The 12,904-nt window shown below is 31.0% G+C and carries 10 protein-coding genes, 3 tRNA genes and 1 other RNA gene; 4 read left to right on the top strand and 10 right to left on the bottom strand.

From position 1 onward, the window contains the following. Positions 1-3: 3 nt before the first annotated feature. A complete protein-coding gene (locus FAY47_RS16815) occupies positions 4-795 on the top strand; it encodes a thymidylate synthase (RefSeq protein ID WP_143318091.1) in 792 nt (263 codons plus the stop codon). Then, positions 795-1,286, top strand: a complete 492-nt coding sequence (locus tag FAY47_RS16810) for a dihydrofolate reductase (RefSeq protein ID WP_143318090.1) — start codon at positions 795-797, stop codon at positions 1,284-1,286. Before FAY47_RS16815 ends, FAY47_RS16810 begins: the two co-directional genes overlap by 1 nt. A gap of 153 nt (positions 1,287-1,439) precedes the next feature. Here the strand turns inward: FAY47_RS16810 and ffs are convergent. The 8 genes from ffs to FAY47_RS16770 all read right to left on the bottom strand — a co-directional run bounded on the left by ffs (position 1,440) and on the right by FAY47_RS16770 (position 7,379). Beyond that, positions 1,440-1,703: signal recognition particle sRNA large type (ffs, locus tag FAY47_RS16805), an RNA gene on the bottom strand. 3 nt (positions 1,704-1,706) lie between these two features. Then, positions 1,707-1,796, bottom strand: a tRNA-Ser gene (locus FAY47_RS16800). 130 nt (positions 1,797-1,926) lie between these two features. Continuing rightward, the gene (gene lgt, locus FAY47_RS16795) at positions 1,927-2,700 is read right to left on the bottom strand and encodes a prolipoprotein diacylglyceryl transferase (protein ID WP_143318089.1); all 774 of its coding nucleotides are present in this window, start codon (positions 2,698-2,700) and stop codon (positions 1,927-1,929) included. 26 nt (positions 2,701-2,726) lie between these two features. After that, a tRNA-Ser gene (locus tag FAY47_RS16790) sits at positions 2,727-2,817 on the bottom strand. A gap of 6 nt (positions 2,818-2,823) precedes the next feature. After that, the gene (locus FAY47_RS16785; protein ID WP_143318088.1) at positions 2,824-3,264 is read right to left on the bottom strand and encodes a nucleoside deaminase; all 441 of its coding nucleotides are present in this window, start codon (positions 3,262-3,264) and stop codon (positions 2,824-2,826) included. A gap of 41 nt (positions 3,265-3,305) precedes the next feature. Beyond that, the gene (locus tag FAY47_RS16780; protein ID WP_143318087.1) at positions 3,306-4,559 is read right to left on the bottom strand and encodes a hemolysin family protein; all 1,254 of its coding nucleotides are present in this window, start codon (positions 4,557-4,559) and stop codon (positions 3,306-3,308) included. Positions 4,560-4,782: 223 nt separating this feature from the next. Then, positions 4,783-4,857 (bottom strand) — tRNA-Arg (locus tag FAY47_RS16775). A 125-nt stretch (positions 4,858-4,982) separates the two neighbouring features. After that, on the bottom strand, positions 4,983-7,379 hold the full coding sequence (locus FAY47_RS16770; protein WP_143318086.1) for an HAD-IC family P-type ATPase: 2,397 nt from the start codon (positions 7,377-7,379) through the stop codon (positions 4,983-4,985). Between the two features lie 314 nt (positions 7,380-7,693). On the opposite strand from FAY47_RS16770, the gene FAY47_RS16765 reads away from it, so the two are divergent. Both FAY47_RS16765 and FAY47_RS16760 read left to right on the top strand, forming a co-directional pair. After that, entirely contained in the window at positions 7,694-8,410 is a 717-nt protein-coding gene (locus FAY47_RS16765) for a lysophospholipid acyltransferase family protein (RefSeq protein ID WP_143318085.1), read from the top strand. 630 nt (positions 8,411-9,040) lie between these two features. Beyond that, positions 9,041-11,359 carry a glycoside hydrolase domain-containing protein gene (locus FAY47_RS16760; protein WP_143318084.1) on the top strand — a complete coding sequence of 773 codons (2,319 nt, stop codon included), beginning with the start codon at positions 9,041-9,043 and terminating at the stop codon, positions 11,357-11,359. 69 nt (positions 11,360-11,428) lie between these two features. Here FAY47_RS16760 and FAY47_RS16755 read toward each other — a convergent pair whose 3' ends face one another. Both FAY47_RS16755 and FAY47_RS16750 read right to left on the bottom strand, forming a co-directional pair. Then, positions 11,429-11,956 (bottom strand): hypothetical protein, encoded by a 528-nt coding sequence (locus FAY47_RS16755; RefSeq protein WP_143318083.1) that lies wholly within the window; start codon positions 11,954-11,956, stop codon positions 11,429-11,431. Positions 11,957-12,537: 581 nt separating this feature from the next. Beyond that, the gene (locus FAY47_RS16750; RefSeq protein WP_143318082.1) at positions 12,538-12,873 is read right to left on the bottom strand and encodes a hypothetical protein; all 336 of its coding nucleotides are present in this window, start codon (positions 12,871-12,873) and stop codon (positions 12,538-12,540) included. Between the last annotated feature and the right edge of the window lie 31 nt (positions 12,874-12,904).

The raw sequence follows: 12,904 nt of genomic DNA, 5'->3' as shown, positions 1-12,904 counted from the left end.
TAAATGAGTATTTATGACAAAAAATATTTATCCATAGTTAGAAATATCTTAGAAAATGGATATTATGATAAAAATAGAACTGCAGTGGCTACATATAAATTACCACATCAAATAATGCAATTTGATTTACAAAAAGAATTTCCTATTCTAACAACTAAATTTGTTGCATTTAAGACATCTATAAAAGAAATGCTTTGGATATATCAGAAACAATCAAATATTGTTGAAGAGCTTAGGAAAATGAACGTTAAGGTTTGGAATGAATGGGAAGGTGAAGACGGAACAATTGGCAAAGCTTATGGATACCAAGTTAAAAAATTCAACCAAATAGATAACTTAATTGAAGCATTAAAAAATAATCCTCAAGATAGAAGGATGATGATTAATCTTTGGAATTGGGCTGATCTACCAGAAATGAACCTTGCCCCTTGTTGCTTCCTTACTATGTGGGATGTAACAGATGGAAAACTTAATTGCATGCTTGTTCAGCGTTCAGGAGATATGGGCTTAGGTGTTCCTTTTAATACATGCCAATTTGCAGTGCTAACACATATGCTTGCCCAAGTTTCAGGACTAAAACCAGGCTTATTAACTCACGTAATTAATAACGCTCATGTATATGACAATCAAGTTGAAGGATTAAAATTACAGTTAACAAGAGAAAATGATGCATACGATGCTCCAAAATTTTGGATAAATCCTGATATTAAAGATTTTTATGCATTTACTCCAGATGATTTTAAATTAGAAGATTATAAACATCATGAATCTATAAAAATGGAGGTAACAGTATAATGCTTTCTATAATAGTTGCAAAAGCAGAAAATAATGTTATTGGTGGTGACAACAAATTACTTTGGCATATATCAGAAGATCTTAAAAGATTTAAGGGAATAACAACCAACCATACAATTATAATGGGAAGAAAAACTTTTGAGTCTTTACCAAAAGTTCTTCCTAATAGACATCATGTCATTATAACAAGAGATGCTAACTATAAAGTGGATTCTGACCAAGTTACAATATTGCATGACCTAAATGAAGTTTTAGATAAATATGAAAACTCTGAAGAAGAAGTTTTTATTATAGGTGGAGGGGAAATTTATAATTTATTATTCCCTTATTGTAAGAAACTTTATCTTACAAAAATAAATAAAAACTTTGAAGGTGATACTTATTTCCCAAATATTAATTTTAATGAGTGGGGTGTTATTGAATCATCTTATGAAAAGATCAATGATGAAGATGGTCTTAAATATGAATTTATTAACTTAATAAGAAAATAAGAAAAAGAGGGTATCCAAACTAAATTGGATTCCCTCTCTTTCTTGTCCTATTGTCCTATATTGTTAATCCTATTGAAGAGTAACCTTAAATTATATTTCTCATAAAAAAAGCCTTCCTTTTATTAAGAAAGGCATTTCTAACAAAATTATGAACCGTGCACCCCAGTTCGACTATAACTCGTATGCGTTACCCATGTAGTTAGCTCAAGCCAGATAGATCCACGGCACACGGAAGTGACCACTTATCGCTGCTTCCTTCCGGACCTGACGAGGTTCATGGGTTCCGTTGCGTGGGACCCGACTATCAACACCACTTGCATGGGGCAGACCATATTCATTATAGCCTCTCTGGGGAATTCAATCCTGCTATAGCGGATTGCAGGTTACAAGGCACCGCTAACTCCCCATCTAGCACGGCATTGGCGGAGAGAGGGGGATTTGAACCCCCGATAGAGTTGCCCCTATACACGCTTTCCAGGCGTGCTCCTTCGACCACTCGGACATCTCTCCATGCTCTAATCAACTTTCATAATATTTGCCTAATCAAGACCAACTATTTGGTTTTGACACTTTTTCATTCTAGCATAAATATTATTCTTGTTCAATAGAAACATTTTCTTTAAAAGGTTCTATTATTATTCTAACTTATCTTTTTCCCTTTAATGCTAATTACTATAATACCAATAATTCCTGCAACAATACCAATAATACTAACTAACTGTGCCACTCTTAATCCCATAAACATTAAGCTATCTGTCCTTAAACCCTCAACAAAAAATCTGCCTAAAGAATATAGTGAAATATAACTACAGATAACTATCCCATTATGTTTTTCTTTCTTTTTATATAAGATAAATAATAATATTCCACAAACAAGTAAATTCCATACCGATTCATATAAAAATGTAGGATGATAATATGCTCCTTGTATGTACATGCCTTCTTTTATAAACCCTGGAAAATGACTTATAAAAGATTCACTTACAGGCCCTCCATGAGCTTCCCTATTCATGAAATTTCCCCATCTTCCTATTGCTTGCGCTAATATAATTGATGGCGCTGCAAGATCAACATATTCTATCAAATTCATTTTCTTAACCTTCGCAAATATAAATACCACTAAAAAAGCTCCAATTAAGCCACCATGAATGGCTAATCCACCTTCACGTATATTAAATACATCTATCAAATTATCTCTGTAATTATCAAATTCAAAAATAACATAATATAGTCTAGCTCCTATTATTGCAAATGGGAAAGCCCATAAAAAACAATCTGTCACCAAATCAAAACTCAAATTTTTCTTTTTGCAATTGTACCAAGCTAAACCTAATGCAAGTATAACTCCTAAACCAATTAATATACCATACCATCTTATTTCTAAACCAAAGACCTCAAATGCTACTGGATTCATAACATTTCCTCCTATATGTTGTTTTTTGGCGGAGAAAAGGGGATTTGAACCCCTGGTACCTTATAAAGGTACAATAGTTTTCGAGACTACCGCTTTAGACCACTCAGCCATTTCTCCATAAAATCACTTTTTCCTTCTTGTAGAAAAAAACTTTTTTAATAATTCACTACATCTATCATCATAAGTCCAAATAGTATTTACAAAACTATTTAAACTTCTATTATCAATTAAATTAACTACAGAGCCACAAGCTCCCATATCTTTATTAAATGTTCCTATATATAATCTAGAAATCCTACTTTGAAGTATTGCTCCTGCACACATTGGACATGGTTCTAATGTTACATACATTTCTGAACCATTCAATCTCCAATCACCAATAATTTTACAAGCTTCTTTAATAGCTATTATTTCTGCATGCTCCGTAGGATCATTGTTCATTTCTTTTTTATTATACCCTTTTCCAATTATTACACCATTCTTTACAATGACAACTCCAACAGGAATTTCCCCATTTTCTAAGGCTTTCTCGCCTTCTTCTATTGCATAATCCATATAATTCATGATTCTCCACCATTATAACAAATAAAACTTCTACCTTGTCATTAAGTATATATTCTTACTTTCTTTATACGATTCTTTTCCATTTCTTCAACTACAAATCTGAGGTTGTTGATAAATACTTCTTCTTTATTTTCTGGAATTCTCCCTAATTCTTCAATAATTAATCCGCCTACAGAATCTAGATCGTCAGATTCCATATTAACCCCAATTAAATCGCTAATTTCGTGAATTTTTGCACTTCCATCTACAATATATTCCCCCTCTTTTACAACTTCTATTATACTACTTTCTTCATCATATTCATCTTCAATATCTCCAACTATTTCTTCTATTATATCTTCTATTGTTACAATTCCAACAGTCCCACCATATTCATCTAAAACTATAGCAATCTGATTTCTAGTTTTCTTCATCTCTTTAAAAACTTCAGTTATCTTCTTAAATTCAAAAGTGTAAAAAGGTTCTCGTACATAATCCTGAATATTAAATTCTTCACTAGTCCCTTCTGTGATTATCAAATCTTTAACACTCAGTATACCTACTATATCATCTATAGTCTCATTGAAAACTGGAATTCTTGAAAATTGTTCTATTTTAATGGTCTTTATAACTTCCTCGTAAGTTGTTTCTATATCAAGGGCAACTATATCCACCCTTTGAATCATAACATCTCTAACCTGCATATCTGCAAATTCAAACACATTAAATATCATTTCCTTTTCAACATCTTCAAGTACTCCTTTTTCTTCACCAACACCAACCATTGTTTTTAATTCTTCCTCTGTAATAAATTGTTCTGCTACTTTAGGATCATCCCCACCTAACAATTTAATGAATATTGAAGATATTCCTGAAACAGCTGCTATAAGAGGTTTAAAAAAGAATACAAAAAATTTAATTGGCTTACTTATGAATAAAGATACACTTTCTGACTTTTGCTTTGCCAAAGACTTTGGCGTTATCTCTCCAAAAATAAGAATTAAAACAGTCATGACTGCAGTAGCAATAGCAGCACTAAATTCACTACTACCAAGTAACTTAGCCGCTACTGTAGCAGCTAATGCAGCTGCTCCTATATTAACTATAGTATTTCCTGTTAGCATAACTTCCAAAAGCCTATTAGGATCTTTTAAAAGTGTTTGTACAAGTTTTGCATCCTTTACACCATCTTCTACCATATGTCTAATTCTAATTTTACTCAAAGACATTAAAACTGTCTCTGACATCGAGAAAAAACCTGATAGTATTAATAATATAATTAACAGAAAGATATCTCTCACGTAGCTAGAATCCAACTGCAACCACTCCCTAATTTTACTAATTTTTTATTTAACATTATATCATATTGCTATTCTTTTTAATATAAGGTATTCCTGATTGAATTATTTATATACTTATGAGTTGCCAATTTATCAGCATATTCTTAAGAATATCACTTTCAAATCACATTTTGTTCTAGGTACACTTAAATGAAAGAATGGCCCAAGCCTAATGCTTGAGCCATTCTTTCATTTCACTTGGTATCCCCAGTAGGAATCGAACCTACATCTATCCCTTAGGAGGGGACTATTCTATCCATTGAACTATGAGGACATATTTATTTAAATTACATATACGATTTTATTATACTTACCTATAGATGTCAACATTTTCTACCGAAAGTATAATTATAATAAATAGCTGCTCTATATTAAAAACAGATAAAGCAGCTATTTTACTTATATAACTTGAGTTTTTCTTTTCCCTATAAATCTTCTAGCTATTCCCACTGATATAGCTAACATAGGCCATGATAGTGCTGTAAATCCAACCGCTAACATCCATTGCCCACTTGTTATTGGTGTTAAGCTAAATACTATTTGCCCTATCGGAGTAACATAACAAATCATTGCACTAATCATCATAGCTAACACCAAAAATAATTTAAATGGTGTAAAAGGAAGTGCTACTCTTAATAAAATAACCAAACTTATTCCTAAAAACACAAGTACTGCCACAGATCTGCAATGTTCCAACCTTGCACCTGATAAATATGTTATTACAAAAGCACTAACAGTAAATAACACCATAATTATACCATTAGGTATACTTGCAGTTAAAATTCTCTTTAGGAATCCCTTTTTAACTCTTCCCTTTGATGTCTCCAATGCTAAGAAGAATGATGGTATTCCAATAGCACAACTACCAACTAATGATGTTTGAATAGGTAACAATGGATACGGCAACAATAAAATTGACATTATTAATGATAAACTAACAAAAAATACTGTCTTGGAAAGAAATAGTTCAGCCACCCTTTCCAAATTATTAATTTGTTTTCTTCCCTCTGCAACAACTTTAGGAAGTGCTCCAAAATCAGAATTTAATAGCACTAGTTGAGCCACTGCTTTTGTTGCTTCTGAACCATTTCCCATTGCTATTCCACAATCTGCTTCCTTAAGCGCAAGCACATCATTTACTCCATCACCAGTCATAGCTACCGTATGTCCTTTGGCCTGGAGGGACTTTATTATATCCTTCTTCTGATGAGGTGTAACTCTTCCAAATATGCTATAGTCATCAATAACTTCAACTAAATCTTCTGTTTTAGTCGGTAATGTCCTAGCATCAACATATCTATCTGCTCCTTCAACCCCAGCTCTCATAGCTACTGCAGATACTGTTACTGGATTATCTCCTGATATAACCTTTAAATTCACTCCTTCCTTATTGAAAAACTTCAACACTTCTGGAGCTTCCTCTTTAATAACATCTTCAATTAATATAATGGCAGCTTCCTCTACAGGTTCTAGAATACCTTTTTTTAAACTTATTTGCTTAACTTTCCCAAGCAATAGAACTCTTCGTCCCTTTTTAGCTTCTTGTTCCACTTGTTCACTAAAGTTATCATACTTATCACCTAACAAAATTTCTGGTGCACCTAACACCCATGTTCCATATCCTTTTAAAATTATTCCTCCCCACTTCCTTCTAGATGAAAATGGTACCTTTTCTAATATTTCAATATTAGAATCATAATCATAATATTCTAGTATGGCCTTTTGAGTAGGATTCTTACTTGGAAGATTATGCACTAATGCAGCTAATACTTCGTCTACCACTTCTTTTTTCATTTTACCTATAACTTTAATATCAACTAGTTTTAACTTTCCTTCTGTTATTGTCCCAGTTTTATCTACGCAAAGAACATCTACTCTAGCTAGTACTTCTGTTGCTGATAGTTGCTGTACTAATGCATCATATTTTGCAAGCCTTACTACTGAAACTATAAAAGTTGCACTAGTTAATAATACTAAACCTTCTGGTATCATTCCAACAATACCAGATACTACTCCTATAAGCGCTTCTCTCCATCCTGCTTTAGAAAAAAATATTTGTGTTGTCGTTAAAATAATACCTAGTGGAACTATTAACGCCAACAACAATTTAATTATCTTACTTATTGATGTTTGAAGCTCTGAATTTATTATTTTAAATTTTCTAGCTTCATCTGCTAACTTTGATGAATAGGTTTTTCCACCTACTTTAGTTATTTTTGCATAACCTTCTCCAGCAACTATAAAACTTCCAGATAATATCTCATCTCCAGATTTTTTATATACAGGATCAGCCTCACCAGTTAACATAGATTCATCAACTTCTAGTTCATCACTTTGAATTAATTCACAGTCTGCCAATACTTGATCTCCACTAGATAGACAAACTACATCATCTATAACCAAATCTTCAATAGATACTTCTTTTTCCTTACCATTTCTCAATACCTTGGCATAAGCCATACTTAAAACTGATAACTTTTCAAGTGTTTTCTTAGCATTAAGTTCTTGCCCCACCCCAATGATGCTGTTAACTAAAATAACAGCTGCAAATATTGCGTTTTTAGGGGATCCTGCTATTATTACAATACCAGCCAGTACAATATTAAGAGCATTGAAAATATTAAAAAAGTTCGCTCTTATCATCTGCCAAATTGTTCTTGATGGAGCTGTTGGCAATGTATTTACCTGTCCATTCTTAATTCTTACCTGTACTTCTGTATCTGTTAAACCAATCAATTTGCTCTTATCATAATTATTACAATCTACATCCTTACTTTCCAAATTATTACACTCCATAGACTCTCCTCTTAAAAGTTAATTATTATATCCCTACAATTCATTCTAATTTATTAATCTTAAAATACTCTTAAATATTTAATATAAATTATTAAAATTTCCTTTTTTTAATTAACTTATTAAATATAAATCTTTATGCTCAATACATAAATTCTTATTTGCAGCAAACCAATTATATCATATATATTATAAAAAACTTCTAAATTAACAAATCGTTAAGTTTTTAATAACTAAACTCTTTCTACTTTAATTCTTTCCTATCTTGTAATATACTATTCTATATTAATCTATTTAATTTAGAAAGGATAAAAACTATGTTAAGATCATTATTATTCTACCCAAGTGTAGTAATAAGTTTAGTTGTTGTTTTTATAAATACTATTAAAATTAATTATTTGGAACGTAAAGGTAGAACTGAAGAAAGAATTTTACTTATTCATAGAATCACTCATAAATGGGCTAAATTTGTAATGAAGCTTAGTGGATGTAAAGTTACTGTTACAGGACTTGAAAATATTCCAAAAAACCAAACGGTATTGTTTATGTCAAATCACCAAAGTTACTTTGACATTCCTCTATTAATGAGCTCAATAAATATTCCAAAAGGATTCATAGCTAAGAAGGAACTTGCTAAATGGCCCGGTATAAGCATGTGGATGAGATATATGCAATGTATCTTTATGGATAGAGATAATATGCGTAAATCAGCTGAAGCAATAGTTGATGGAATTAATATCCTAAAGAGCGGATATTCTATGGTCATTTTTCCTGAAGGTACGAGAAGTAAAGGAGGACAACCTAGTGATTTTAAAGGAGGAAGTTTTAAACTTGCTCTTAAATCAAAAGTTCCAATAGTCCCAATTACTATAGATGGTACTTACAAAGTTTTAGAAGCAAATAATAGTAAGATTAAAGCTTCTTCAATCACTGTTAAAATTCATCCATCAATTGATGTAACTTCTCTTTCTAAGGAAGAAATAAATGACTTGCCTAACAAAGTTGAGAAAATAGTTTTAGGTGAGTTGAAATAAAAAAGAGCAATTTCAAAACAGGAATTAAATCCACCTATAAGAGTAGACTCATAATTGAAAAGAAACTTCTTGGGTGGTATTAGAGTAGTAAAACTACTCTTTTTTTACTTTTCTTCTAAAAACCCTCTCTTTTCTTGAGATTCTTTCCTTAACATATTCAAGCCTATTATCAAGTTATTTAATATGTTCTTCTATCTGTAATTGATTAGAATTTTGTTGCTATTCTTCACGTAAAGGAATATAACTACTCAGATCACAATCTTATATATATTTCCCCTTTAGCCCTCACTAGAATAAATTTAATATTCCTTGCACTCGCTACTTTAACTAAAAAACTACTTGTAACTAACACTAATACTACGGATAATTTTTTTAAAACCCTTTTTTCATTTCAATTTAACTCATTTTAACATATGTATTTACTTATTAACATTTTTGAATTACTTTCGATACATTGCACTAAACAGTACCTTGCTCGTAAATATTTTACTCAGGTAGTTTACAACTTTTTTGTTGTTTTCTTAATAGAAAGATTAAACTAATTTAAATATTATTTCAAAATTAAGTTTACAAATTACTCTAATCACCCCTTTATATATTATGAAAATTAAAAATAAAGGAGTGATTCAAATGGATCAAGCAGTATTAAAAACTCAACAATGGCTAAACAAAACATATATAGGAAAATCCGGATACATTAAAGTCTCTGAAGATGGGGTAACTGGATGGGGAACTATGAAAGGACTCACAACTGCATTGCAAATAGAACTAGGTATATCCTTACCAAATGGAAATTTTGGTCCAGCAACAACAGCTGCTTTTGCCAATTTAGCATCTGGATCTACTAAAGCAAATCAAATTTATATATTACAAGGAGCCCTATTCTGCAAAGGATATAATCCTGGTGGTTTCAATGGTACATTTGGAAATGGTACAAAAAATGCTGTAACAAAACTTCAATCAGATGCTGGATTAAGTAATCCAACAGGAATTGTTAATTCACTTTTAATGAAATCATTATTATCTATGGATGCATTTGTTTTGTTAAATTACGGTGAATTCTATGGTAATTCTGGCATTCGTACAATTCAACAAAACTTAAATCGTGACTATTCCGCTAATAAATACTTTGCAAAAGATATAGGACTAGTCCCTTGTGATGGAATTTATGGTAGATCAACTAATAAAGCTTTGCTTTATGCATTACAAATTGAAGAAGGTATTTCTGTACCTAATGGAGTATTTGGGCCTGCAACAAAAGCCAATTGTCCAACAATACCTACTAGAAGTACTAATCCTAAATTTATCTTTCTGCTACAATATGCTTTGTATTGCAATGGATTTGATCCAAATGGTTTTGATGGAAAATTTGGTGATGGAGCTATAAAAGCAGTAACCAATTTTCAAAAGTTTACCTGCCTATATGCTGATGGAATTGCAGGACCTCAAACATGGGCATCTTTATTAGTAAGTACAGGAGATGCTTTAAGAAAAGGAACTATGTGTGATTGTGCAACCTCAATTACACCTGCCAGAGCTCAGACTCTTGTAGCAAATAAGTATAAATCAGTAGGCAGATACCTTACTGGTAAGTTTAAAATGACATCAAGTGAATTAAAGACTATTTTTGCTGCTGGACTTAAAGTATTCCCTATATTTGAAACAGGAGGATACCAATTATCATACTTTAATGCACTTCAAGGAAACAAAGACGCAAAAGCAGCAATTGCAGCAGCAAGCAGCTTCGGTTTTGATTCTGGAGCAATTATCTACTTTACAGTAGACTTTGATGCCTTAGATGGAAATGTAACTTCATCAATACTTCCTTACTTTAGTGAAATTTATCAAGTATTTAAAAGAACTGGTACAACATATAAAATTGGTATATATGCTCCTAGAAATGTATGCAGTAGAGTATCTCAAGCTGGATATTCATGTAGTAGCTTTGTGTGTGATATGTCATCAGGATTTAGCGGAAATCTTGGATACCCCTTGCCTAAAGACTGGGCTATAGATCAAATCTCAACAATATCCCTTGGAAGTGGTGATGGTTTAATAGAAATAGATAATAATATAAGTTCTGGTAGAGATTTAGGAGTATCTAGTGTGAATCCTGGAAATAATGCGGCAGGTATCCCAGACCCATTTACTCCATCAATTCCAACACCAACTACACCTTTAATTCCACTAAGTAATGGCTTTGAATATATAGTTGTGTCAGGTAAAGAAAAAGATGTTGAAAATGGAGTTAATCGTTATAAATATAACTTTATTGAAACTGCTTTAAAAAAATTATATGGATACTATCAAAATAAAAAAAATATTCCATCAGGTTCAGTAAGGCTTAAGGATACGTATACATGGTTAATTCATAAATTTCAATATACTGATTCAGATATTGCACATTTTCAAGCTACTGCCAATCGCTTTGGTTACAATATAGTTATATTTAATTCAAATGAAGAATTTATAAATTATATAAATTCAGGTTCTTTATCTGGCAATGATACTAGAAATCAATTAATTAAAGAATTCACAATGTTTAGTCATGGTCATCCTGGAGATATATGTTTTTCTACCTTATCTAATGGAGATGATACTCCATTTTATACATCAGATATTGCAAAACTTAACAAAAATGTTTTTTATGATAATAAATCAGAATTTTATTCATGCAATGTAGCTACTGGAACACCTGACGAAAATAAACTCTTTGAAAGTTTTGGATATACTTGGTCTATACATTTTAGATGTTCTTCAGTTAAAGCATGTTTTCGTAAAACTACATATGAATACATTTGTAATAAGTCAACACTTGAAAATTTAACAAAAAAAATTGACAGAATCCCTTATGGATATATTCAAACAGGTTCTTATAATTATCCTGAACCTACTGATGAAACTTCTGATTCTACATGGGTTTGGATTTTTCCATTAATTAAATCTTAAAATTCAAAAAGCATTTATAGTTTAAACATTAAAATTCTTAAGCTATAGATGCTTTTTCATACATACTATTTATTTTTTAGCTTTGCTTGCTATTATAATTATAATTAATAAAGCAATATTACATTTAATTAAAATACTATTTACTATTTTATATTTATCCCACTCTATCGTATCCTTTATTGCTACATACTTTTTCAAAGGGTACCATTCTGCTACCTTAAATGTTAGTACTCCATACTTATCTGGCTCACTTTCAAATTCCCCATATACCCTAAAATAATGATATTTCATATAATCATTATACCTATATCCCATTCCACTTACTATTGTTTTATAAATAGGATTTCCTTCAGTTAAATTAACCTCACTAGTGTTCAAATTTTTATAGCCCATTTTTTTACCGTATTCAATTATATTTTCATTCCCACTTAAAACTCCAGGGCCTCCTGTAGATTGACTTATTGCAAGCTCTAATTCAACATAGTTTGAATTTTCTAGTTTTCCTGGAATCTTATATGGAAAATTTGGAACTCCTATTGAAATTACAATTAATGATATAGTAAAAAACATTAATAATATTTTTATTTTTTTATTCATATCAATTTAACTCCTTTGGTAATAAAAGTTTTATTTTTAAGTGGCTTTCTTATCCTAGTGATTCCACTCAAACATATGTAAACAGAACTGATTATTATACAATCATGTATAATGAATATCCAAATCCAACATTTTTTGATTATGAATTAATTCAGTTTTAACATTTAGGAAAGCTACAAAATCACCTTTACTTGATGAATACACTATACTAATAATTCCTTCAGATTCATCAAATTTTTCACGTTATCTTTTTATATTGCTAAATCCATTAAAATATTAGATAGTTAATTTACTATCTCACCTTTTGGAGATTCTCAAGCAATGCCTCTTAAATTAAAAAAATAAATACTGTAAATATAAATGTACTATTATAATTGTATTAATGTAAATTTTACCATAATATAAAACTTATCGAAATGCAAAAACTTAAGTAATCTGTAAGTTCTTTAATCTTAATACTGGGCGACTTTTAGCTACTTCTTTCAATTGATTAAAACACAAAAGCCAATGATCTAGAATCATTGACCTTCTTCTTGTCTATATAAAATTAATTTTTTCCACACACAAACTTCATTTTTAACTTATGCTGGTACTGTACTTAAATATATCTTTGCAACTCTTACTCCTGTAGCAGTTGAATCACGCCAGTCTACGCAATAAGTATTATTTGTATAATCAGCGTCAAATCTATCTCCACGATTTAAATAACCTACAACGTTACCTTGACTATCTCTAATACATACCCCATTGCCAGTACACCATACAACTCCAACATACCCAACTGGAGGTTGATTTTGTGAAATCATCTTAGATTCAGATATAGATATTGCCGCTGCTGAAGCACTTATTGGGGCTATTGATATTAAATTAGTACTTATTAATACTGCACCTAATAAAATTTTAATACTTTTTTTCACTTAAAGTTCCCCCTTTATTCAACATATCCAC

The organism is Clostridium sp. HBUAS56017 (assembly GCF_007115085.1).
GTDB classification, from domain to species: Bacteria; Bacillota; Clostridia; order Clostridiales; family Clostridiaceae; genus Clostridium; species Clostridium cibarium.
The sequence above is the reverse complement of the archived record's forward strand: the minus strand, read 5'-3'. Positions and strand labels throughout refer to the sequence as shown.